This is a genomic window from Pseudomonas sp. C9D1, assembly GCF_056491235.1.
Map to the genome: position 1 here is coordinate 2,573,057 of NZ_JBSZIE010000002.1, position 25,627 is coordinate 2,598,683.

The following is a 25,627-nucleotide window of genomic DNA, read 5'->3' on the forward strand; positions in this document are numbered from 1 at the left end:
AACGAACCGACGAGGCCGCCCGGGCGGCCCGCGCCAACCGTTGATGACAGGACCCGACCGATGAGCCTGCCCGCCGCCTTCCTCCAGACCGCCGAGCGCCTGATCCCCCGCGAGCGGCGCTTCGACGACCCGCTCTCCACCCTGGCCTTCGGCACCGACGCCAGCTTCTACCGGCTGATCCCCAAGCTGATCGTGCGGGTCGAGAGCGAGGCCGAAGTCATCACCCTGCTCAAGGCCGCCTACGCCGACCAGGTCCCCGTCACCTTCCGCGCCGCCGGCACCAGCCTCTCCGGCCAGGCCATCAGCGACTCGGTGCTCATCGTCCTCGGTGACAACTGGAACGGCCGCGACATCCGCCAGGGCGGCGCGCAGATCCGCCTGCAGCCCGGTGTCATCGGCGCCCAGGCCAACGCCTGGCTCGCCCCCTACGGCCGCAAGATCGGCCCCGACCCGGCCTCCATCAACGCCTGCAAGATCGGCGGCATCGTCGCCAACAACGCCAGCGGCATGTGCTGCGGCACCGCGCAGAACAGCTACCACACCCTCGCCGGCCTGCGCCTGGTGCTGGCCGACGGCACCCTGCTCGACAGCGAGGACCCGGTCAGCGTCGCCGCCTTCCATGCCACCCACGGCGAGTTGCTGGAACAGCTCGGCGAACTGGGCCGGCAGACCCGCGCCAACACCGAACTGGCCGCGAAGATCCGCCACAAGTACCGCCTCAAGAACACCACCGGCCTGTCCCTCAACGCCCTGGTGGACTACGACCAGCCGCTGGACATCCTCACCCACCTGCTGGTGGGCTCCGAAGGCACCCTCGGCTTCATCAGCGCGGTGACCTACGACACCGTGCCCGAGCACCCGCACAAGGCCTCCGCGCTCATCGTCTTCCCCGACGTGGAAACCTGCTGCCGCGCCGTGCCCGTGCTCAAGCAGCAACCGGTCTCTGCCGTCGAACTGCTCGACCGCCGCAGCCTGCGCTCGGTGCAGGAGAAGCCCGGCATGCCCACCTGGGTCAAGGGCCTCTCCGCCAGCGCCTGCGCCCTGCTCATCGAATCCCGCGCCGCCAGCGCCAGCCTGCTGCACGAACAGCTCGCCCGGATCACCACCTCCATCGCCGACTTCCCGGTGGAGCAGAAGGTCGACTTCAGCGAAGACCCGGTCGTCTACAACCAGCTGTGGAAGATCCGCAAGGACACCTTCCCCGCCGTCGGCGCCGTGCGCCAGACCGGCACCACGGTGATCATCGAAGACGTCACCTTCCCCGTCGAACAGCTGGCCGCCGGGGTCAACCGCCTGATCGAGCTGTTCGACAAGCACCGCTACGACGAGGCGATCCTCTTCGGCCACGCCCTGGAAGGAAACCTGCACTTCGTCTTCACCCAGGGCTTCGACAGCCCCGAACAGGTCGCCCGCTACGACGCCTTCATGCAGGACGTCGCCCAACTGGTGGCGGTGGAATTCGGTGGCGCGCTCAAGGCCGAGCACGGCACCGGCCGCAACATGGCGCCCTTCGTCGAACTGGAATGGGGCCACGACGCCTACCAGCTGATGTGGCAGCTCAAGCGCCTGCTCGACCCGCGCGGCATCCTCAACCCCGACGTGGTGCTCAGCGAGGACCGCGAACTGCACCTGAAGAACCTCAAGCCGCTGCCCGCCGCCGACGAGATCGTCGACAAGTGCATCGAATGCGGCTTCTGCGAACCGGTCTGCCCCTCCAAGGGCCTGACCCTCAGCCCGCGCCAGCGCATCGTCATCTGGCGCGACATCCAGGCACGCAAGCGCGCCGGCATCGACACCCGCGAGCTGGAAGAGGCCTTTGCCTACCAGGGCGTCGACACCTGCGCCGCCACCGGCCTCTGCGCCCAGCGCTGCCCCGTCGGCATCAACACCGGCGACTTGGTGCGCAAGCTGCGTGGCAACGCGGCCCACCACGCCGGCAGTGCCGACTGGCTCGCCGGCCACTTCGCCACCGCACTCAAGGGCGCACGCCTCACCCTGCGCCTAGCCGACGGCGCCCGCCGCCTGCTCGGCGCGCCGCTGCTGGAAAAAACCTCCGGCACCCTGCGCCGCCTCTCTGCCGGGCGCCTGCCGCAATGGACGCCCGCCCTGCCCCAGGCCGCCAAGCCCATCCAGTTCACCCCGCCGGCCAACGACGCCCGCCCCCGCGTGGTCTACCTGGCCGCCTGCGTATCCCGCGCCATGGGCCCCGCCGCCAGCGATGGCGAACAGGTGCCGCTGGTGGACAAGACCCGCATGCTGCTGGAAAAGGCCGGCTACCAGGTGGTCTTCCCCAGCCAGCTGGAAAGCCTCTGCTGCGGCCAGCCCTTCGCCTCCAAGGGCTACGCCGAGCAGGCCGAAAGCAAACGCCGCGAGATGATCGACGCCCTGCTGGAAGCCAGTCGCGGCGGCCTCGACCCCATCTACTGCGACACCAGCCCCTGCACCCTGCGCCTGGTGCAGGACGGCCTCGATTCGCGCCTGGACCTGTTCGACCCGGTGCGCTTCATCCGCACCCACCTGCTCGACCGCCTGGAGTTCACCCCCCAGGACAAGCCCATCGCCGTGCACGTCACCTGCAGCACCCAGCACCTGGGCGAAGCCCAGGGCCTGATCGACCTGGTGCGTCGCTGCACCCGCGAAGTGGTGGTGCCCGAAGGCATCCACTGTTGCGGCTTCGCCGGCGACAAGGGCTTCACCACCCCGGAACTCAACGGCCACGCCCTGCGCAGCCTGAAGGACGCCGTGCAGATCTGCGAAGAAGGCATCTCCACCAGCCGCACCTGCGAAATCGGCCTCACCCAGCACGGCGGCATCGACTACCACGGCCTGGTCTACCTGGTGGACCGCGTCACCCGCCCACGGGCCATCTGAACCTCAAGCTGCCGTGCATCGCACGGATTGCGCCCCGCCCAGTGCGGGGCTTTTTTTGCCCGGCAAAAACGCCTCTACCCGACTCCCGGCCAAGCGCAACGGCAAGCGAAACGGCACCCCGGGCGCAATCCGCAATGGGTTTCATCCCGCCTCCCCTTCCCGACGAAATGTCAGCCCTGAAGCCCGCGAAACCCGGCACGCGAAAACCCCTGAAAACACCGCGCAGCCCATCTAGCACGGCGCCTCCAGCCTGGCCATCATGACTTCGAAAAATGATGGCCAATTGTCAGCATTGCTCAGTTTCGGCCCAGGGACCCGCTCATATACTCGCGCCCAAACCCTTTCCCTGGCCCGCACTACGCAGGCACTGCCCGACGACCACGGGGCAGGCCCTGGTGGCCCTCATCAAGGATCGCGCCATGAACCACGTCTATCGCACCATCTGGAACCACGCCAAAGGTGTCTGGCAAGTCGTTGGGGAGAACACCAAGCGGCAGGGCAAGACCAAATCGAGCAAGGCCGCCAGCGGCGCCGGCCTGCTGGCCATCGGTGCCCTGCTGAGCCCCGGCCTCTATGCCCAGGGCATCGTCACGGACGGGCGCACGGCCACCAGCGTGGTGCAGAACGGCGCGGTCACCGACATTCGCACCGAGACCATCCGCAACGGCAACGGCTTCAACTCCTTCTCGCAGTTCAACGTGGGCAGCGGCGAAACCGCCAACCTCTATGTACCGGATTCGGCCAACGCCCTGATCAACATCGTTCGCGACCAGCGCAGCGAGATCAACGGCATCCTCAACGGCTACAAGAACGGCCAGATCGGCGGCGACATCTATTTCGCCAACCCCCACGGCATGGTCGTGGGCGAGTCCGGCGTGATCAACGTCGGCTCCCTCACCGTCACCACCCCCGACAGCGCCTCCCTTGAGCGCCTGATCGGCGCCGACGGCAAGATCGACGACCTCGCCGTGGCCCAGCTGAAGTCCGGCAACCTGCCCCTTTCCGAATCCGGCCTGGTGTCCATCCGTGGCCAGGTCAACGCCAAGGGCGCCGTCACCCTCAGCGCCCGCGACGTCGGCATCGGCGCCAGCGGTCGCGTCACCGCCGGCCAGCAGGCCATGCCGCGCATCGAGCAACTGGTGAACATCGACGGCCTCGACAGCGCCGCCGCCATCACCGAGGTCAACGGCGAGATCCGCATCATCGCCGAGAACGACGTGCTGATCGCCGGCCAGGTGAACACCGACGGTGTCGCCGGCAAGTCTGCCGGCGAGATCGAGATCCGCGCCGGCCACGACATCACCATCGCCGACGGCGGCAAGGTCTCCGCCTCGGGCCAGGGCGCCCACTCCGACGGCGGCAAGGTCGTGATCAAGGCCAAGCAGCAGAGCACCCTGGCCAAGGGCGGCACCGTGGCGGCCAACGCCGGCACCAGCGGCAACGGCGGCCAGGTCGAGCTCTCCGCCGACGAAAGCGTGACCTGGGCCGGCACCCTGGAGGCCAAGGCCGGCCAGGGCGGCGCCGTCGGCCACGTGCTGATCGACCCGCGCGAAATCAATCTCACCCAGGACCAGCGCCTGGGCGGCACCAACTACAGCCTGCAGGCCTCGGAGAAGATCAACGTCGCCGACGGCGTGATGATCTCCACCCGCAACATCGCCAACTACCAGACCGCCAGCCAGCAGGAGCACCGCGACGCGGTCTCCGTCGGCAACTCCGGCGACATCACCCTGGAAGCGCCGACCATCGTCCTCGGCCAGAACGCCAAGCTCTACGCCCACACCAACAACGCTGCCTTCGAGGCCGGCGACGTCACCCTCAAGGCCATCGCCGCCGAGGGCGCCCTGCTCACCCCCGGCATCCTCGTCGGCGTGGGCAGCAACAAGACCGAAATCACCCTGGGCGCCGGCACCGAGATCCGTGGCGGCCAGGTCACCATCAGCGCCGAATCCTCCACCGCGCTGACCGACAGCCTGTCCAGCGACGGCCTGTACAACGGTGTCGACGCCAACGGCCACCCCATCGCCCAGGTCCTCGACGACGACGAGCTGGAAGAACAGCGCCAGGCCCTGGCCGACGCCGGCGTGCAGACCGATGACGACGGCGGCAGCGACTTCTTCGGCGGCCTGCTCGACACCCTCGCCAGCAGCGGCCTGCTGGCTTCGGTGCAGGTGCTCGACGCCCAGTCCAAGGTCAACATCGGCAACGGCGTGAGCATCATCGGCAGCAACGACGTGAACATCTCGTCCCACGCCAGCACCAACGCCCAGGCCGAGGTCGCCGACCTGCCGGTGGGCGCCGTGGTCTCGGTGACCAACACCGACGCCCAGCTCAACGTCGGCCAGAACGTCCGCATCGAATCCCTGGGCGGCAACGTCAACCTCAAGAGCCAGTCCGACACCACCGTGGAAACCGCGGTGGAAGCCGGCGCCCTCGAAGGCCTGCCGATCACCCTCACTGCCAACGTCACCTCGGCCAAGGGCCGCGCCACTACCACCGTCGGCAGCGGCAGCCTGATCAAGGCCGCCTTCGACGCCAGCGTCAGCGCCGAGCAGGTCAAGGTGTTCGACGTCAGCGCCCAGGCCGGCGACGCCGAGGGCGCCATCGGCGTCTCGGTGCTGGTCGCCCTCTCCGACCTGCAAGCCCGCAACGATTTCAACGGCACCCTGGAGGCCGGCGGCAACGCCACCCTGGAAGCCAAGGTGGACACCCAGTCCAACAGCCACGAAGCCTCGGTGATGCTCGGCGACGAGAACAAGATCGTCGCCACCCTGGAAGAGAAGATCGGCGAAGCCGGCGAAGACCCCACCGAGCTGCTCCAGGCCAAGACCAAGGACGGCATCAAGGAGCTGCTGAAGAAGCTCGTCGAGAAGGGTGAGGAAGAAGAAGGCGAGAAAGGCGGCAGCGAGCAGAGCAAGGGCTTCCTCGATGAACTGGGCGCCGCCGGTGCCCTGGCCTACATCAACCACGACAACCAGGCGCTGCTGAACCTGGGCGGCCAGGCCAAGGTCAAGGCCGGCCAGGATGCCAGCCTCAACGCCGAGGTCACCGACCTGCTGGATTCCACCGTGTCCTCGGTGATCTCCGAGAAGAAGAACGCCGACAAGCCGTTCGACTTCAGCACCGAAAGCACCGGCAAGAAGAACGGCGTGGGCGTCGCCATCCTCATCAGCAACCAGGACAACGACGCGGTGCTGACCGTGCGCCCGGGTGCCGAGCTGGACGCCATGCAGGCCCTCAGCCTCAACGCCAAGACCAGCCTGCCGTGGCTGGACCAGAGCCGCCTGTCGAACCTGATCAAGGCCTTCAGCGCCGACAACCTCAGCGACTTCCTGCAGACCATCAACGAAGGCCAGATGTTCAGCACCTGGGTCAACGCCGCCACCGCCGTCTCCGGCGAAGGCGCCCAGGACAGCGGCACCACCCTCAGCGGCATGGTCGACATCAACCACGTCGGCCTCAACGCCAAGGTGGATGTCGCCGATGGCGTCAACATCAACCAGGACCTGGCCTACCGCGGCCAGGAACAGACCGTCGACATCGAAGCGCGCACCGAATCGCAGATGGTCAACGTCGCGGCCGACCCGGGCCTGTTCAACAACGAAGGCGGCAAGAACGGCTTCGGTGCCGGCCTCATCGCCGGCATCTACAGCAACAGCGCCCAGGCCACCGTCGGCGCGGTGAACCTCTACGCCAGCGAGCTCAACGTCAACGCCGTCACCGACGTCGACATCCTCAACTACGCGGTGGCCGGCTCCAAGGGCGGCACCAACGCCCTCAGCGGCTCGATCTCCGTCTCCGTGCTGGACAACCTCACCCGCGCCGGCATCGACGACGGCGCCCACCTGGTGGTGAGCGACGAGAACGGCGGCAGCGGCGACATCAACATCGGCGCCAGCGATGAGACCGACAGCCTGACCATCACCGGCGGCGTGGTGAAATCCACCAGCAAGGCCGCCGGCGTCGCCGTCGGCGTGCACGACTTCGACCGCACCACCGAAGCCTGGCTGGGCAGCCGCGACACCCAGCTCGCCGCCGGCTCCGTGGCCGCGTCCGGTGGCCTCAAGGTCGGTGCCAGCGCCGATGGCCGCATCGGCAACTACGCCCTGTCCGTAGCCCTGACCGCACCGCCGGCACCCAGCACCCAGCCCGCCGCGCAGTCCCGCGAGGGCACCGGTTCCTTCGGCATCAACGTCTCCGGTTCGGCGGCGGTGAACACCCTGGACAACCTGGTCCGCGCGCGCATCACCGACAACCTCGACATCAACGCCGGCGCGGTCAACGTGCAGGCCAGCGACGACACCGCGCTGCACGCCATCGCTGGCGGCGCCGCCGTCTCCAGCAACACCGGCAACGGCGTCGGCCTGGCCGGTGCCTACACCCAGAACACCGTGGACTCCCTGGTGGAGGCCGAGCTGGCCGCCACCGGCGACGTCACCGCGCGCCGCCTCGACATCGCCGCCGACAACGAAGCCAGCGCCCTGTCGATCTCCGCCGGCGTCTCTGCCAGCGCCTCGGCCAGCAGCTACCAGGTGGCCGGCTCGGTGAGCGTCAACTCGATCGACAGCACCACCCGCGCGCGCCTCGCCGACGGCGCCATCGATGCCATCGACGGCATCACCGTCAGCGCCCGCGACGACTCCAGCATCCACGCCGTGGCCGGTGCCGCCAGCTTCGGTGGCAAGGCCGGCGTCGGTGCGGGCCTGTCGATCAACAGCATCGACGGCGCCACCGAAGCCGTGGCCGACGGCCTGCGCCGCCTCGACAGCGCCGCCGGCCTCAGCCTCGATGCCAGCAGCGACGCCGACCTGGTCTCGGTGGCCGCCGCCATGGGCTACTCCAACCAGTACGCCTTCGACGGCGCCGTGGCCATCAACCAGCTGGACCACGACACCCTCGCCGCCCTGCGCGGCAGCCACGACCTCAACCTCGGTGGCGCCCTGGCGGTGAACGCCGGCAACACCAGCAGCATCTGGACCGCCTCCGGTTCGGCCGCCATCGGCAACGACGGCGCCGTGGGTGCCAGCTTCGGCTACAACACCATCAGCGACCGCGTCAGCGCCGAGATCCTCGACAGCGACGCCGAAGCCGCCAGCATCGCCGTGCAGGCGAACCAGCAGAGCGACATCAACGCCCTGGTCGCCGGTGGCGCCGTGGCCGCACGCTCCTCCGCCGTGGCCGGCTCCATCGCCATCAACACCATCGACAACCGCACCAGCGCCCGTACCGATGACTCCAGCCTGACCAGCCACGGCTCGCTGCTGGTGAACGCCCAGGACGCCTCGCGCATCCGCAGCCTCACCGGTGCCCTGGCCTACGGTGGCCAGGGTGCGGGCATCGGCATCGCCGGTTCCTACAACCAGATCTCCGGCGCGGTCTATGCCGGCATCAACGGCGGCAACCTCCAGGCCGGCGACCTGCTGCGCGTCAGTGCCCTGCGCAACCAGCAGCTGCAATCCCTGGCCGCAGGCGCCGCAGTGGGCAACAACGTCGGCGTCGCCGGCTCGGTGGCCGTCAACATGGTCGGCGGCTCCACCCTCGCCGAGATCGGTGACGGCGCCCAGGCCCACAGCGACGGCAGCCTGCTGCTGACCGCACGCTCCGACAGCGACATCGAAACCGTGGCCGGCGCCCTGGGCGTGGGCCTGTCCGGCGTCGGCCTGTCCGGCGCGGTGGCGGTCAACCAGCTCGAAGGCACCACCACCGCCCGGGTCACCGGTGCGTCCACCCACCTGAGCGCCGACGGCCAGGGTGCCGCCCGCGCCATCGACAACGGCCAGCTCAACGGCAACATGGGCAGCGACCTGCGCGATCGCACCCTGCAGGACAGCATCAAGGGCATCGGCGTCGTCGCCAGCAGCACCGACGAGATCGACACCGTTTCCGTCAGCGTCGGCGGCGGTTCCAGCGTCGGCGTGGCCGGCGCGGTCACCGTCAATAGGGTCGGCGGCTCCACCCTGGCCCAGGTCAGCGGCGCCACCCTCGACAGCAACGCCGCCACCCAGGTCGGCGCCTACCACCACACCCGCGTCACCACCGGCAACGGTGCCGGCGCGGGCGGTGGCACCGCCGGGGTCGGCGTATCCACCACCACCAACATCCTCGACCACGACACCCAGGCCCTGGTCGCCAACGCCACCCTCGGCAGCGACGCCGGCATCGGCGTCAACGCCCGCGCCACCCACGACCTCAACGCCGTGGTCGTCGGCGCCGCCATCGGCGGCACCGCCGGGGTCAACGGCTCGGTGGCCGTCACCACCCTGGCCGGCACCGTGCGCAGCAACGTGCAGGGCTCCAACCTGCGCAGCGACGCCGGGGGCATCGAGATCGCCGCCGACGCCGACAACGACCTCGACATCGTCGCCGGTGGCGTAGCGGGCGGCGGTGTGGCCGGCGTCGGTGCCACCATCATCGTCACCGACCTCAACCAGCGCACCGAAGCCTCCACCTCCGGCGCCACCCGCCTGGACGCCAGCGGCCTCACCGCCATCGACGCCAGCGCCGCCCAGGACGTGACCATCGTCGGCTTCACCGGCGCCGGTGGCGGTACCGCCGGCGTGGCCGGCACCGTCAACGTGCTGGTCGCCAAGGGTCAGACCCTAGCCGGTGTCGGCGCGGGCAGCCAGATCAACACCCAGTTGGACGGCGTCCAGCAGGACGTGCGCGTGCACGCCCAGGACAGCCTCGAAACCACCGACGTGCTCGGCACTGCCGGTGTCGGCGGCGTGGCCGGCGTCGGTGCCGGTGCCGACGTGCAGGTGGTGCGCAGCGGCGCCATCGCCAGCGTCGGCGACGGCGCCACGGTCAAGGCCGGCCGCGACATCACCGTAGAAGCCGAGAACAGCCGCGACATCGACTCCGTCTCCATCGCCGCCGCCGGCGGTGGCTACGTCGGCGCGGGCGCCGGCGTCTCGGTGGTCAGCGTCGCGTCCGGCGCCTCCTCCCAGGCCACCGGCAGCCTCGACAACAGCATCCGCAACGCCCAGGGCGTCGCTCGCAACTCCGGCCTCAACGGCCAGATGGGCAATGGCTTCGCCGGCTCCAGCCAGCTGCAGGCCGACATCAACGCCAACCAGCAATCCATCAGCCCCAACGACACCTTCCTCAGCACCCCGGACGGCACCGCCTACTCCGCCGCTGCACGGGTGGGCAACGCCACCCTGGACGCCGGCCGCAACGTCACCGTCAGCGCCCACAACAGCACCGATGCCCTCAGCGAGGCAGCCGGTGTGGCTGGCGGCCTGGTGGGCGCCGGTGCCGGCGTCTCGGTGATCAACGTCGGTGACCGCAGCCTCGCCGAACTGGGCGGCACCCTGCGTGCCGGCGGCAACGTGCGCATCAGCGCCGAAGACGGCCAGGACGGCACCACCCAGGCCCTCGCCCAGGCGGGCGGTGGCGGTCTGGTGGGCCTCGGCGCCGCCGTGGCGGTGAGCGAGAAATCCAGCCAGACCACTGCGCGCATCCTCGACGGCGCCAACATCACCGCTGGCGGCGCCCTCAGCGTCGACGCCGACCTCGACCACGCGCTCAAGGCGCAGACCGTCGGCATCAGTGCCGGCGGCGTGGCCGTGGGCGCCAGCATCGCCACCTCCAGCAGCACCGGCCAGGCCCAGGCACTGGTGGGCAAGAACGTGCAGGTCAGCGCCGGCAGCCTCGCCGTCGATGCCAGCGCGCGCTCCAGCAACAACGTCGACGCCGTCGGCGTCAGCGGCGGCATCGTCGCCGGTAACGCGGTGGTCGCCACCGCCAGCGACCACACCAGCGCCCGCGCCTGGGTCGACGAGGGCAGCCGCGTCACCACCCAGGGCGCCATCGGCATCCGCGCCAGCACCGACCCGATGACCCGCGCCTTCGCCATCGGCGCCTCCGTGGGCGCCGGCGCCATCGGTGCCAGCGTCGCCACCGCCTCGGTGGACAACAGCGTGCAGGCCGGCACCGGCGCGGTGAACCTCACCGGCGGCTCGCTGGACGTGGACGCCGCCGCCCAGCGCACCCGCAGCCAGAGCGCCGAAGCCCAGGCCGTAGGCGCCAGCGGGGGTGCCCTGATGGGCCTCAACGCCACCGTCGCCAGCGCCAACCTGGACACCAATGTGCTCGCCGATATCGGCCAGGGCACCCAGCTCGCCATCACCGGCAACGCCGCGGTGAAGGCCAGCGACGCCACCCGGGTCAAGACCGACGCCACCGGCATCGCCGTCGGCGGCCTGCTGGCCGTGGGCGCCAACGTCGGCCTGGCCGACATCGACGCCACCCAGCGCGTGCGCTTCGGCGCCACCGGCCTGGTGGGCGGCACCCTGGCCCTCTCCGCCACCGGCAGCAACGGCATCAGCGGTGATGCGGTGGCCGGCAGCGGCGGCGTGGTCGCCGGCAGCGCCTCCACCCTCAACCTCGACGCCACCAGCGCCACCACCGTGGACGTGCTGGGCAGCACCAACATCCTCACCGGCCGCACCGACGTACTGGCCGAGCACCGCCTCGACTACGCCGCCGACAGCGACTCGATCCAGGCCGCCATGGTCGGTGCCTCGGGCACCTTCATCGACCTCGACCTGGGTGCCACCACCCAGGTGCTGGTGCGCGACGGCGCCCGCGTGGCCGCGCTCGACGGCCTCGACATCGAAGCCCACACCATCACCCAAGGTGGCGCCGAGGCCTTCTCCGGCTCGGGCGGCGTGATCAGCGGCAGCGCCGTGCTGATCGACAACAGCATCCGCGACACCACCCGCATCCAGGTCGGCAACAACGTCGGCCTGGCCACCGTGGGCAGCCCGCTGGACATCGACAAGGGCCACCTGCGCCTGAGCGCCCACAACACCATGCGCGCCGCCGACACCGGCAAGCTCTCCGCCGGTGGCGCCATCGCCGCGCCCTACGCCGGCACCGAGATGGACGTGGACGTCGCCAACCAGGTGACCTTCGGCGACAACCTGAGCATGAAGAGCAGCGGCCTGTTGCAGGTCGGCGCGTACAGCGACACCCGCGCCAGCACCAATGCCCGCGTGGACGTCTACGGCCTGGTGGGCGCCGGCGGCGGCGATACCAAGATCGACCTGACCGCTGCCCAGCTGATCCGCTTCGGCGCCAACGCCGACCTGCTCGGCTACGGCAACCTCGGCCTGCGTGCCGGCCAGAGCGCCGATGGCAACCTGGCCAACGACATCCGCGCCAGCGCCAGCACGGTGGTGGTCAACAACACCCTGATCCCGGTGACTGCAGTTCTCGATGCCGATGCCACTGCGACCACCACCAACGACCTGGTGTTCGGCACCGGCGCCCTGCTGCGCTCGGTGCGCAACGTCGACCTGATCGCCACCAACGGCGCGGTCAGCGCCAGCGGCGGCGGCGTGGGCAAGAACCCCTACCTGGCACTGTTCTCCAGCGAGCAGACCACCCGCTCCGACCGGGTCAACCAACTGGCCAGCCTGAACCTCGCCAACAGCCGTGTGGTGGCGGGCGCGGGCAACCGCCAGGAGGTCTACTGGGACGGCAACCAGCTGCGCACCGTGTCCTCGCTGAACGACCTGACCGTGCAATACAAGGCCGCCGGCAGCGCCAACGCGTTCCGCCCGCTGGCCGAGATCGACGCCACCCTGGCCAGCCTCAACCAGCAGCTCGCCGGCCTCACCCCGGGCTCGGCCGCGTACACCAGCCTGAGCGACCAGATCGCCCTCTACACCCAGATGCGCGCCAGCACCGCGCAGTCCCTGGGCGCCGGCGCCAACGGCAACACCACCGTAGACACCCTGGTGATCGGCGACATCATCGCCGGCGCCGGTGACATCCGCGTCGGTGCCGACCGCATCCAGCAGTCCGGTGCCAACCTGACCGCCTACGGCGCGCCGACGGTGATCATCCACAACAGCTCCGACGACTACCTGGTGACCAACGGCATCCTGGTTTCCGCCGCGGGCACCGGCAGCATCACCTCCACCGGCGCGGCCAAGCTGGCCAACAGCGGCGCCACCCTGACCGAGGTGAAGCGCTCGCAGTCCGACTACTACGACGCCACCCAGCGCCCGAGCGTGCCCTCGATCGTCATCGAGAACACCTACGACACCAACCTGGCGGGCAACACCAGCCCGGCCCCGGGCATCCTGGTGCTCGGCGACATCGAGAACCTCAAGGGCAACACCTCGCTGAGCAACACCTCGGGCAACGTCTCGCAGTTCGCCACCATCGAGAGCTACCAGCTGAGCATGAACGTGCCCAACGGCGACCTGTTCGTCAGCCTGCCGGGCCGCAGCTGGAACCTGGCTTCGGTGCAGTCGGAGTGGGCCAACGTCATCAACGGCCTGAACCCGAGCAGCCTCAGCGGCCGCAACGTGCCCGACTCCATCGCCGAGTTCGCCGCCAACGTGGTCTACAACGGCTCCTACGCCTTCACCAGCAAGGAAGCCTTCACCGACTACCTGATCCGCAACTACGGCAGCGGCAACGGCACCGACCAGCAGATCATCCTCGACGGCATGGTCCGCGGTTACTGGGAAACTGACGACGACAACACCGCCAACCGCGTCTGGTTCAAGGACACCACCTACGAATACAGCGGCAACATGTCCGCCAGCGATCACGACTTCTGGACCGGCAACACCGGTGTGTGGGATTGGCGCTACACCATGATCAAGGCCTACAAGACGCAGAACAGTGCGGCCCTGGGCCAGTCCGACACCAGCGGCTCCACCGCCAGCGCCCTGCGCGTGGGCGGCGCCCTGGCGATCAACGCCAAGAACATCAACATCAACGCCGGCATCGAAGTGGGCGCGCGCACCGACTGGTCGCTGAACCTGGGCGCCGCCGCGGCCGCCGAGATCGCCAGCATCGCCAACGGCAACGGCCTGGTGCGCCTGAACAACGTCAGCGGCATCGCCGACGGCAACGGTGCCGACGAGGTGCCGGTGGTGTACTGGGATTCGGACAAGCAGCGTATCCAGGTGCAGCGCATCAATGCCGCCGGCGGCGGCTCGGTGTCGCTGACCGGCAACATCATCAACACCAACACGGTGGGCAACATCGTCGTCAACTCCGGCTATGGCGATGTCGAGATCAACAACACCACCGGCCGCGACCTGATGCTCACCGACATCGACCTGGGCAACGGTGGCCAGAGCGTGGTGCGCATCACCGACACCCTCAAGCACTGGGGCGACGGCCGCGCGCAGACCTGGTGGTACGTCAACCAGGCCGGCCAGGACAGCGTCTCGGTCTACAACAACGCCAACGGCGCCACCGCCCTCACCGGCGCCAGCCTGGCGAGCGTGATCGGCCGCGACTTCACCTACAACCCGCAGGCCGGCGCCCGCTACGAGTGGACCCAGGACTACCACATCACCCGCACCTACACCGGCCCCACCGGCATCTCGGGCAAGAGCGACGAGATCCCCGGCAACCTGGGCCGCTGGGTGAGCGAGATCGCCACCGCCGACGGCAAGGCCTACCTGACCAGCGCCGGCGACGTGGTGGTCCGTGCCGTCACCGGTGACGACAAGGCCTTCATGCAGTGGGCCGACGCCAACATCGGCTACACCACCGTGCGCACCACCTCCGGCGGCGACGAATGGGGCGGCTACCACGCCGGTGCCACCTTCGACCTGGCCACCGACATCCAGATGACCGTCACCAACAGCGTGAAGGCCGACCACGCCATCCCGATCCGCTTCGTCGGCAACAGCGAGTCGCGCCTGCAGGTGGATTCCGGCTCCAACGTGCTGATCGGCGGCACCATCCGCAACGACGTCGGCACCAGCACCTTCGACGTCACCGGCTCGCTGCTGCAGGCCGGCGGTTCGCTGCAGGGCAAGGACCTGGTACTCAACGCCAGCGCCGGCATCGGCAGCGCCAGCGACGCGCTGAAGCTGATCGACTCCCGCGTCGCCGGCGCCTCGGTCAGCGCCAGCAGCCAGGGCGACATCTTCCTGGCCAGCAGCGGTGACTTCTACGCCAAATCGATCCAGACCACGGGCGACGTCACCGTCAACGCCGTCGGCGGCATCTACCAGCACGCCGACGCCGTGGGCGTGTCCATCGGTGGCGACGTGCTCAACCTGCACTCGGGCTCGGGCAGCTCCATCGGCGGGGTCAACAGCCCGCTGGTTACCCAGAGCAACGAGATCAACGCCTCCGCCCCGGGCAGCGTCACCCTCACCCAGGGCAGCGGCAACATGAACGTCGGCTACATCGAGTCGCTGTTCGGCAACGTCGAGCTCAACACCCCGAGCGGCCAGATCCTCGGTGCCGCACCCAAGGGCGAGGACCAGGACGCCAAGCTGCAGGAGAAGATCGCCGAGTGGGAGGCCATGGGCCTCACCGACGCCAACCACGCCCAGAGCACCATCAACGGCTACGAGAACCTGGTGGAGCGCTACTACAGCGACTACTGGACCATCCGCGAGCGCGCCAGCAACCCGGACGGCAGCTTCAGCCTGACCAGCGCGGGCCTGAACCTCTACCGCGAACAGGTCAGCGCCAACCTCGGCCACAGCGCCAGCGACGCCGAGATCAATAGCGCCATGAAGGCCCGCTACCTGGAGGCGAAGAGCTTCCTGGCCAGCGCGCCGGGCGTCGACCAGGGCCTGCTGCAGACCCGTTCGGCCAACTTCCAGTACAGCCTGGACACCGGCTCCGAGCTGTACGCGCAGATGACCCACGGCGCGGTCTGGGACAAGAGCATGCTGGGCACGGTGATCAACGCCGGCGCGGTGGCGGGCGATCGCCCCTCCACCGGCGCGCTGCCAAACGTCTCCGCCACCCAGGGCTCGATCCGCCTGAACAACGACCCGACCCAGGCCCTGCCCGAGTCGGAGACCCTGGTCTTCACCCTCAAGCGCACCGACGGCTACCTGCCCATCGTCACCCAGCTCTCCTCCTCGGAAGGCAACAGCTACAGCTCCAGCCAGCTGATGGCCTTCCTCGCCGAGGCCAAGCCGGGCACGCTGCAGTCCGAGCAGGTGGACGGCGACACCGTGCGCATCACCCTGCGCCCGCGCTACGACCTGGCGGTCGAAGCCAAGGACCCGGTGGTGATCGACGCCAAGGGCGACTACCACGTGGGCACCTCCCAGGACGTGATCCTCAAGGACATCACCGTGGGCGGCACCCTCTACGTCTACGCCGGCCGTGACGTGATCAACCAGACCGCCACCGGCGTCGCCGGCGCCGTCACCGGCGGCCTGTACATCGACGCCGGGCGCAACATCGGCTCGCCGGACAACCCCATCCAGGTCACCAACAACGGCAACGACCCGGTCACCGTGTACCGCCTGGTGGCGCCGGGCACCGCCAACGTGGTGGTGCTCAACGGCAACGTGGTGGTCGGCAAGATCGACGTGAAGGGCGAAACCAACCTGGTGGCCAACAACGGCAACTTCTACTCCCTGGGCGACCACGCCACCTTCGACGGCGGCCTGGTCAACCTGCGTGCCGTGGACGGCAACGGCCTGACCTCCGGCTACATCGGCACCGCGCTGAACCCGTTCAACGTCGTGCAGAAGCAGGGCGCCCTGGGCCTGTTCGGCCTCGGTGCCAATGTGGTCGCCACGCAGAACGACCTGGTGATGTCCAACAGCGTGCTGGACGGCCTGGTGTCCCTCACCTCCAGCCTCGGCTCGATCCTCATGGACGACGAGGATTCGGTGATCCGCACCACCGACGAAGGCACCGGCCAGGTCGACCTGGTGGCCGCCACCGGCATTGGCGAGAACGGCGCTGCCATCCGCCTGCACACCGGCCACTTCAACGCCGAGACCCCGGTGGGCGACGTCAACCTGCACCTGCAACGCGAGGCCCGTGCCGAGCGCGTGCACGCCCTCACCGGCTCCGCCCACCTGGTGGGCGATGGCGACGGCGTGCTCGGCACCACCGACCTGGATCTGGCCGACGTGCGCGTCGCCCGTGACCTGGAACTGCGCGCCGAAAGCATCCGCGGCCAGGTCACCCAGACCGTGCAGGCCACCCCGCTGCGCCTGTGGGCCACCCACCTGCAGGGCGGCGTGGCCGACCGCATCGACCTGGGCATCACCGGCGCGCCCTACGTGCTCAACGAGCAGCTGGCCGCCCGTGTCGCCGACATCCGCTCCAACGCCGTGCGCTTCAACATCGTCAACGGCCACATCGGCGAAGAGATGAAGCTCACCACCGGCTACGTCAGCGCGCTGATGGACAACACCACCCCGGCGCTGCGCTACGCCAGCGACTTCCAGTACTACATCCCCTGGAAGGGCTTCTCGCTGGACCTGGAGACCCGCGGCGCCACCGGCTCCCGCGCGCCCATGTGGTTCAACTCGGCCCGTGGCGTATTCACCCGCAACATGGTCACCAGCGGCCACGCCACCTTCGACCTGGCCCGCCCGCACTTCAGCACCGACCTGCGCCAGACCGGCGGGGAGGCGATGCCCGCCTACTCCGCGGCCTACCCCGTGCGCCCGGCGCTGCAACGTGCCAATGCAATCTCCGCCGCCCCGCTGGCGGTCAACCTCGGTACCCAGAGCAGTGACGATGACTCCATCTAAGACCCTCACCAACGGCGGCCTGCGGGCCGTCGCCAGCCGCGCGCCCTTCCTGCTCGGTGCGGCCGGGCTGCTGTTCGCCGCCGTCGCCAGCGCCGAGGCCCTGCCCTCCGGCGCGCTGCCCGGCGCCATCAGCTCGGAGCTGCTGCGCCAGCCCCAGCGCGCCCAGGAGCGCCCGGAAGCCCGCCCGCAGGACGACACCCCGGCGCTCGACGTGCCGGTGGTGGGCGACCAGAAGCTGCCCGACAACCCCAACGTCGCCTTCCAGCTGGACGCCGTGGTGTTCAGCGAAACCGCCATCCTCGACGCCCAGCAGCTGGAGGCGATGGCCAAGCCCTACCTCGGCCGCAAGGTGGGCTTCGCCGACCTGCAGCAACTGATCTCGGCGGTGAACCGCCTGTATGACGAGAAGGGCTACGTCACCGCCCGCGCCATCCTGCCGCCCCAGCGCATCGAGCAGGGCCGCGTGCGCATCCAGCTGGTGGAAGGCCGCGTCGGCGAGCTGGTGCTGGAAGGCAACAGCTACATGAACGAGGACTTCATCCGCGAGCGCCTGGACATCGGCAACGGCGAGCTGGTGGACCCCAAGCGCCTGGAGGCCGAGCTGTCGCGCTTCAACCGCGTGAGCAACGGCACCCTCTCCGCCTCGCTGCAACCGGGCAAGGGCTACGGCCTCACCGACGTCTACGTGAACGTCAACGAGCCGCCGCAGAACAGCCTCGACCTGTTCGCCAACAACCACGGCTACGAATCCACCGGTGAAGAAACCGGCGGCTTGATGTACCGCCACTACGGCGCCCTCGGCCGTGACGACGTGTTCTCCGCCTTCCTCTCCGGCTCTCGGGGTTCGGGCGTGGGCATGCTGTCCTACGACGCGCCCTTCAACACCCTGGGCGGGCGCATCGGCGGGCGTCTCGGCAAGAGCAAGGCGAAGGTCATCTACGGGCCCTTCCGCAGCCTGGATTCGGAGAGCGACTCGAAGAACGGCTCGCTGTTCATCAGCCACCCGCTGTGGAGCAACCAGGACTGGCTGCTCACCGGCCAGCTGACCTACGGCGAGCAGCGCACCAAGAACTACATCGCCGACGTCTTCCTCAACGAGAACCGCGTGCGCACCACCCAGGCCGACCTCACCGCGCTGTACCTGGCGCCGGGCCGCTCCCTGCGCGTGGGCCTGGGTTACCAGGATGCCCGCAGCGAGCTGGAAGGCACCGCCATCCGCGAGAACTACGGCCTCTGGGTCGGCTACTGGCAGTTCTACCAGGCCCTCAGCGCGGACTGGTACCTGAACGCCAGCGGGGCCTGGCAGTACGCCAACCGCGAGGGCGTGCCCTCCAGCCAACTGTTCCAGATCGGCGGCGCCTCCACCGTGCGTGGCTACCGCCAGGGCGAGCTGGCCGGCGACGGCGGCATGTACTCCAACCTGCAGGCCAACTACCGAGTCACCCAGGCCCTCACCGGCTTCGGCTTCTACGACTACGGGCGCATCGACTCCTCGTTCCGCCAGCCGGAGAAACTCGACAGCGTGGGCGGCGGCTTCAACTGGCAGGCCACCTCGCGCCTCAGCGGCGAAGTGACCCTTGGCGTGCCCCTGACCAAGGTGCGCTCCGACCAGGACAACGCCTACGTCAACCTGCAAGTGGTGTTCAAGGTCCTCTAAGCGCCACGCCCCGAATCCGCTCCCGTGCTGAAGCCCGGCCCATGTGACCCCATCTCGTGGGCAGGGCTTTAGCGCCGGGGCGGCCCCTTCGATCCTCTCTGCCGTAACCCGGGCTTCAGCCCGGGGCCTGAGGCGGCCTGCTCCAGAAAAACACTGAACCGCGCGTTTCACCGGGCAGTCCATCCTTACAAGCCCGTCGGCAAGCCCGGGCTTATCCGTCTCGGACGTCATTGTTCCACTCGGCCTCCACAAAGGGCCTATCCGAGTGCCAAAGCACGAGAGAGGAGAACCCCTCATGAAACGTACTGCCCTGTTGATTACAGCCGCCCTGATGGCCTCCCCGGTATTCGCCGATGACCTCTGCACCATCAACCTGCAGAAGATCAGTGACGCCATGGCCACCAACACCACCCTGGGCGACCCGCTGAAGAAAGACGTCGAAGACCTGCGCATGAAGGCCGAACAGGCCAAGACCGCCGGTGACACCGAAGCCTGCATCAACTCGTCCAACATGGCGCTGCAGCGCCTGCAAGGGCCGAACAAGGAAGGCGGTAGCGACGGCGCCAGCCAGTGACCCGCCCCGCGTGAACAAGCCAGCCTCGTGCTGGCTTTTTCATGCCCCGCGCAACGCCTCGCCCCTGCCTATACTCCTGGACACCCCCGCCAGGAGCCTCGCCATGCGCCGCCTCGCCGCCTTTATCGCCGCCGCCCTGATCAGCACCCCGCTCTGGGCCATGCACTGCCCCCAGGACATGGCCAGGATCGACGAAATGCTCAAGACCGACCCGCCCTCCGATGCCGCCCTGCTAGCGGAAGTCCAGCGCCTGCGCGCGGAAGGCGAAGAGCTGCACAAGGCCGGCAACCACGAGGAATCAGCCAAGGTGCTCAAGGAAGCCATCGACATGCTGCAAGCCAGCGAATGAGCCTGGCCCGCCACCCGTATACATCCACGCGCTTGGAACGTGGCTTTGCTTTTGACCACTGGGAAAGGGGCGCAACCAGACCTCGGAGCATGCAGCCGCCGCTCAGTCCGGACGTTGGGTGTGCTGCGCGCACCTGGGGCTCACCGGAGGCACCGTGCTGCGGCATGCCCCGGGGAGCAGCTCACCCGCCTCAGAAGGCCGGTGGCTCCCGCTCCAGCAACGACAGCGCCAGGCGGCGCACCTGCTGCAAGTCCACGGGCTTGGTCAGGCAGGCATCGGCACCGCGACGGCGCGCTTCCGAAAGGCTCGCCTCATCCACTGCGGCGCTCACCACCATCACCGGCATGCTGCGCAGGCGCGGCGTGCGTCGCACGTAATCGAGCACTTCCAGGCCATCGCCATCCGGCAGGTCCAGGTCCAGCAGCAGGAGTGCAGGCGTCTGTGCTTCCAGAGTCGACAAGGCACGACCGACCGACCCCGCACCGCGGACCTCGGCCATGTCGCGCAGGCCTTCCTTGAGCACCTTGAGGCAGGCCGGGTGGTCCTCGACGCAGAGCACCTGGGCCAGCACCGGCGCCGGTGGGCTTTCCTGGATGCCGGCATCCGCTTGGTTCGGCGGCGCAGCGCTGGGCAGGTCGATCCAGAAGCGGCTGCCGATGTCGCGGGTGCTGCTGAAGCCGATCTCCCCGCCCATCAGCTCCGCCAGCTCGCGGCACAGCACCAGGCCGATGCCGGTACCGGGGATGGTGGAGTTCTCCCGGCCCAGGCGCTGGAAGGGCTGGAACAGCATGGCCTGCTGCTCCTCGCTGAGCCCCGAGCCGCTGTCCGCCACCCACAGGCGCACGCCGGCCGAGCGCAGCTCGTAACCGAGGCTGACCATGCCTTGCGGGCTGTTGTACTTCACCGCGTTGGATAGCAGGTTGAGCAGCACCTGGCGCAAGCGTCGGGCATCGGCCAGCACGAAGAGCGGCGGCTCCGGCGGCGCCATCATCTGCAGGTGCAGCTGGCGGGTCTGCAGCTCGGGCTGGATCAGCTCGGCGCAGCCGGCCAGCAAGGGGCCGATCTCCACCGGTTTGAGCTGCAGCTGCTGGCGGCGGTTCTCGATGCTCGACAGGTCGAGGATGTCGTCGACCAGGGAGGTCAGGTGGCGGCTGGCGTTGACGATCTCCTGGGCGTACTCGGCCTCCTCGCGACGTTCTTCCTTGCCCTCGGTCTCCAGCCCGATGAGCTGGGCGAAGCCATGGATGGCATTGAGCGGTGTGCGCAGCTCGTGGCTCATGCTGGACAGGAAACGGCTCTTCGCCTGGCTCGCAGCCATGGCCTCGCGGCTGGCACGGCGCAGCTCATCCTCCACCTGCTTGAGGCGGGTGATGTCCACATGGGTGCCCGCCACCAACTGGGCGCGGCCTTCGCTGTCACGCTCCAGTACCTTGCCGCGGCTCAGCAGCCAGGCGTACTGGCCATCGGCATCGGCGAAGCGGTATTCGGCATCGAAGTTGTCCTGGTCGCTGTCGGCGAAGAACAGCCGCAGCCGGCGCACGCGCTCCACATCGTCGGGGTGCACGCGGTCGTTGAAGTCGTTGAAGCTGAGCTCGTCGGAAGGCAGGCCGAAGCGTTTCACGAAGCGTCCGCTCATCTTGATCGACAGCGTGCGGGCGTCCACTTCCCAGAGGCTTTCGGTGGTGCTCTCCAGCACCAGCTCCAGGTTGCGCTGGGCCTCGACGCGCTCTTCCTCGCTGGCGCGCAACTGGTCGCCGGTCTGCTGTACCGCCAGGGCCATGGACTCCAATTCCATGATCCGGCTGCTCGGCGCCTCGGGACCGAAGTCGCCCTGGCCGATGCGCTGCATCATCCCGGAGATGCCGGCCAGCGGCACCGAGAGCTCATCGCTCAGGCGCCGCGAACGGGCCCACATCCAGGCGAAGAACAGGGCATAGAAGAAGGCCAGGCCGGCGATCAGCAGGTAGCCGATCTGCAGGTAGCGCTCGGCGAGGCGGTTGGTCTCGCGGAAGATGTTGGCCTCGTCCACCACCATCATCAGGCGCCAGCCGGTCTGCGGGATCTCGGTCCAGGCCACCAGCTGCTTGCGCCCGCCCAGCAGCACTTCCTTCATGTTGCCCTCGCCGGACTTCATCGCCTGCAGGATGGGCTGCATCTCGGCGTGCTTGGCCAGGTTGAAGTCCTCGGGCTTGAGCACCTCGCGGCGCACCGCCTCCTCGTAGGAATAGCGGGTCAGCTCGCGCAGGCCGAAATCACGCTCCCCCGCCGCCGGCAGCGCCATGATGCTGTTGTCGCGGCTCACCAGCATCGCGTAGCCCTGCCACGGCACCTTGAGGTTGCTGATGGCGCCGAGCATCTGCCCCACGGTGATGTCCAGGCCGACCACGCCTTCGAGGAAGTCGTCGCGGTACACCGGCGAGATCGCCGACATCATCCAGCCCTGACCGGCCGGGTCGAGGTAGACGTCGGTCCAGACCACCTTGCGCCCCGGGTTATGCCCGGCGTCGGCGAGGTAATAGAAGTTGTAATCGGGTATCACCATGTCATGGGGATACTGCTCGGGCGTCATGAAGAAGGGGTAGATGCGGTTGTAGCTGTCCCAGCTGTTGAAATACACCGCCGCCATCAAGGGGTCGCTCTCGCGGATCGAGCGCATCAAGGGGTCCAACTGCGACAGGCGCAGGGCCTTCTCGTGATCCTGGCGCTCCACCGGCGTGCTGTTGGCATAGAAGGAGGCCGAGCGGCCATCGTCGCTCTGGGTGTAGAACACCCCATCCTCGCTCAGGCGATGGCGCGAATGCTCCAGGGCATCCGGCTGGTAGCTGCGATCGAGCAGCGCGCGGCTGGCGCTGTCACGGAACAACCGCACCAGCACCTCGATGCTCTGCAGCCGCCCATCGATGATCTTGCCCTCGCGGCGCACGGCGCTGCCCAGGTCCTCCAGCGCGCTCTGCTGCAGGTAATCGACCTGCGCATCACGGATCGCACTGTTGGTCAGCAGATAGACGGCGATCAGCACCGACTCCACCAGAATCAGTGGGATCAGCGCGCTTTGCACGAACGCACGCCAAATCCACTGGCGCAACGGATAACGGGGGGAGCGCGGCATTCGGAGGACTCGTTTGAGGGACATCCTGACAATAGCTGGCAATCATAAGCGAAGCCGGCGGACAGCCCAATTGTGCACTGAAGGTCGACGCGGCAACGCCTTTGGCGTACCATCGCCCGTCTAGCTTTACCACTAGAAGCTTTTGGGGCCGATTAGGATTCGACGCCGGTAACAAAACTCTAGGGGCATGCCGAGCTGGTAGCAGACCTCGTAAATCAGCTGCTGCAAACTTATAGTTGCCAACGACGACAACTACGGGGCGGCCCTCGCGGCCTAACCCTTCTGGTGGCTTCGGCCGCCAGCAGTCATAAGGGGATGCCTGTAAACCCGAAATGACTGTCAGATAGAACAGGATCGCCGCCAAGTTCGCTGTAGACGTAACGGCTAAAACTTATACAGCTCGCTCTGAGCACCCTGCCAGTCGGGCCGCAAAGAGCTAACTCAGTAGACTTGGCTAAGCATGTAGTCCCGAAAGCGGCGCACTGGCGGACGGGGGTTCAAATCCCCCCGGCTCCACCAAACGCAAAGCCCCTGAAGATCGCGAGATCTCCAGGGGCTTTTTCTTTGGGCGCAGATCAACCCAATCCCTCCGAAGCCTAGACGCCGGCCCGGGAAGCCTTCGGCACTATTCCGACCTGCATGCCGAATGGGTTGAACACACTGTTGAGCGTCTGCAACGTGGGATTACTTTCGTCGTGCTCCAGTTGCCGCAGGGCTCGCAACGACAACTTGCACATCTGCGCAAACCGAGCCTGCTGTAGCCCGGTCACCTCCTTTCGCAGGCGCCGGACAGCTTCCCCAATGGTGATCTCACCGGAAGCCAGTTGCTGCTGCAGCTCATTCAGGATGCGGGAACGCTCCAGGATATCCACTAGACAAACCTCATAGAAAGGCAATTTAGTGCCTAAAAATAGGCTTTGACGGTAGAAATCGGCATTTTACTACCCCTTTCAAACGGAAATAGAAACTTCGCGCGAGTCTCTGGTTCGAGTCTTCTCGCTCATCATGCTGCTGGGGGAAAACTGTACCCTCGCCTCCATCTCGTACTCGACACCATCAACAGCAATTCGCTGATACCTCTTCGGAGCTCTAGATCGAAAGAGCCCTGTGCTGCAGAGCCAATCTGAATCACGAACGTCCTTCCCTGGGAGATATCACTGAGTTACTGATCAGATTCAAATAACCATTGCCCATCAAACGCAAAGCCCCTGAAGATCGCGAGATCTCCAGGGGCTTTTTCTTTGGGCGCCGACAAGCTTGCTCACAGCCACAGCCACAGCAAGAAGACGCGACTACGGGGAAAACCCCAGCTCCTCCACAATCAGCATCCCGCTTGGCGCTCTCACCGCCAGCTTCACCGAATCGCCCCGCACCTCCAGCACCTCGACCTCGATCCCCTGGGTCAGCAACAGTCGCATCACCTGTGTCCCCAGCTTCCCATCGAGGAGGTTGATCGACACCACATCGCCCAGCCGGCAGACGCCTTCATGTAATTGCACGTGACGTACCTCCGATTTCTCCTGAGGTAGAGGACAGCACAGGGAAAGGACCAGGGCGAGGGCAAGTGGATGGCTTCGGAGAATTCCCTGTCACCAAGGACGGCATTTCTATGCCCGGGTGCATAGACGCATACACCTGGCGAAGCTCGTGCAATGGTATTTCAACGAGTATTTCTCGAACCCGACCTCCCTTCACTCCTCCTGCGCCCTCTGCATCTCCAGCAACCGAGAAAAATCTTCGAGATTGCTACGCGACAGCTGCACCACCGCATCCATCAATGCCCCTTCCCGGTACTCGCCGAACCAGGGCCCGGGGAAGCCTTCCCGAAACGCAGCGTTATCCAGAATGATCTCGGCGATCACCTGAACCGTATGCAGCCTCGACTCCAACCGCTCGCGCAGTTCGCGAAGGCGACGTTGTTGATGGGTCAGTGAAAGCGGATCGGGATCGTTCATGACGAAACCTCCTTGGCTCGACCATTAAGACCAGAGTTGCAAAACTGCAGAAGTCATGGGGCGACACATGGAGTCAGCCAGGCTCTCGGTAGAGCCGCAGCGGAAGTCCAACCCGCTAACGATCCCCTCCCTGAGCAAGACGGACACTTCAGAGTGCCCCCTAAGTAGCAAGCTGCCGAGACGCCCTCCCCTCTCCCTCAGGACTCCCGCTCCTTTTCCACGAGCTCACGGGTCAGCAACGCGACGTTGACCATCACATGCTTGCCCAGCTTGTGTGAGGGGATGTAGCCGTTGCGAATCCATCCCCAGACGATGTTGTGTTCATCCCCCATGCGTATCCAGTCGGCGAATTCGCGCCACGGCATGATCGGAGGTGCGCAGAGCAGGTGTTTGAGCGTTAGGTCGGTTCCTTCCACATCCTTGGCCTTTGCTGCACTATGTTGGCTTTCAAGCGGCTTGAGCGACACTCAAGTCAATAATTACCCAGGTCAATTATTGACTCGACCGATTAAAAGTCAATAGTTACCTCGAAAAATGCGGTTTGTCTGACTACATGGAAAGCTCTGCAGATAGGGCAAGGCTGCTAATCAAGAAGATCGGCCCAAAAA

General features: G+C 67.5%; 10 protein-coding genes and 1 other RNA gene. 6 read left to right on the forward strand and 5 right to left on the reverse strand.

What is annotated here, in order from left to right:
* Window positions 1-60: 60 nt before the first annotated feature.
* The 5 genes from ACXI0U_RS20160 to ACXI0U_RS20180 all read left to right on the forward strand — a co-directional run bounded on the left by ACXI0U_RS20160 (window position 61) and on the right by ACXI0U_RS20180 (window position 19,955).
* Window positions 61-2,871 carry an FAD-binding and (Fe-S)-binding domain-containing protein gene (locus tag ACXI0U_RS20160; protein WP_479550746.1) on the forward strand — a complete coding sequence of 937 codons (2,811 nt, stop codon included), beginning with the start codon at window positions 61-63 and terminating at the stop codon, window positions 2,869-2,871.
* Between the two features lie 419 nt (window positions 2,872-3,290).
* Window positions 3,291-17,375, forward strand: coding sequence for a leukotoxin LktA family filamentous adhesin (locus tag ACXI0U_RS20165; RefSeq protein ID WP_479550747.1), 14,085 nt, complete (start codon window positions 3,291-3,293; stop codon window positions 17,373-17,375).
* Window positions 17,362-19,032 (forward strand): ShlB/FhaC/HecB family hemolysin secretion/activation protein, encoded by a 1,671-nt coding sequence (locus tag ACXI0U_RS20170; RefSeq protein ID WP_431482748.1) that lies wholly within the window; start codon window positions 17,362-17,364, stop codon window positions 19,030-19,032. The genes ACXI0U_RS20165 and ACXI0U_RS20170 overlap by 14 nt, the downstream gene beginning before the upstream one ends.
* A 295-nt stretch (window positions 19,033-19,327) precedes the next feature.
* Entirely contained in the window at window positions 19,328-19,606 is a 279-nt protein-coding gene (locus ACXI0U_RS20175; protein WP_021222344.1) for a hypothetical protein, read from the forward strand.
* 103 nt (window positions 19,607-19,709) lie between these two features.
* Complete coding sequence (locus tag ACXI0U_RS20180) at window positions 19,710-19,955, forward strand: hypothetical protein (RefSeq protein WP_021222345.1); 246 nt, start codon at window positions 19,710-19,712, stop codon at window positions 19,953-19,955.
* 190 nt (window positions 19,956-20,145) lie between these two features.
* Here the strand turns inward: ACXI0U_RS20180 and ACXI0U_RS20185 are convergent, their stop codons facing one another.
* Entirely contained in the window at window positions 20,146-23,064 is a 2,919-nt protein-coding gene (locus ACXI0U_RS20185; protein WP_431482749.1) for an ATP-binding protein, read from the reverse strand.
* A gap of 144 nt (window positions 23,065-23,208) precedes the next feature.
* Between ACXI0U_RS20185 and ssrA the strand changes: the two genes are divergently transcribed.
* Window positions 23,209-23,583, forward strand: a transfer-messenger RNA (tmRNA) gene (gene ssrA / locus ACXI0U_RS20190).
* 77 nt (window positions 23,584-23,660) lie between these two features.
* Here the strand turns inward: ssrA and ACXI0U_RS20195 are convergent.
* The 4 genes from ACXI0U_RS20195 to ACXI0U_RS20210 form a co-directional block, all read right to left on the reverse strand.
* A complete protein-coding gene (locus ACXI0U_RS20195; RefSeq protein ID WP_431482750.1) occupies window positions 23,661-23,936 on the reverse strand; it encodes a helix-turn-helix domain-containing protein in 276 nt (91 codons plus the stop codon).
* 420 nt (window positions 23,937-24,356) lie between these two features.
* Window positions 24,357-24,563 carry a carbon storage regulator gene (locus ACXI0U_RS20200; RefSeq protein WP_021222348.1) on the reverse strand — a complete coding sequence of 69 codons (207 nt, stop codon included), beginning with the start codon at window positions 24,561-24,563 and terminating at the stop codon, window positions 24,357-24,359.
* Between the two features lie 192 nt (window positions 24,564-24,755).
* Window positions 24,756-25,019, reverse strand: coding sequence for a hypothetical protein (locus ACXI0U_RS20205; RefSeq protein WP_021222349.1), 264 nt, complete (start codon window positions 25,017-25,019; stop codon window positions 24,756-24,758).
* Window positions 25,020-25,216: 197 nt separating this feature from the next.
* A complete protein-coding gene (locus ACXI0U_RS20210) occupies window positions 25,217-25,435 on the reverse strand; it encodes a DNA-binding protein (protein WP_431483524.1) in 219 nt (72 codons plus the stop codon).
* Window positions 25,436-25,627: the final 192 nt, after the last annotated feature.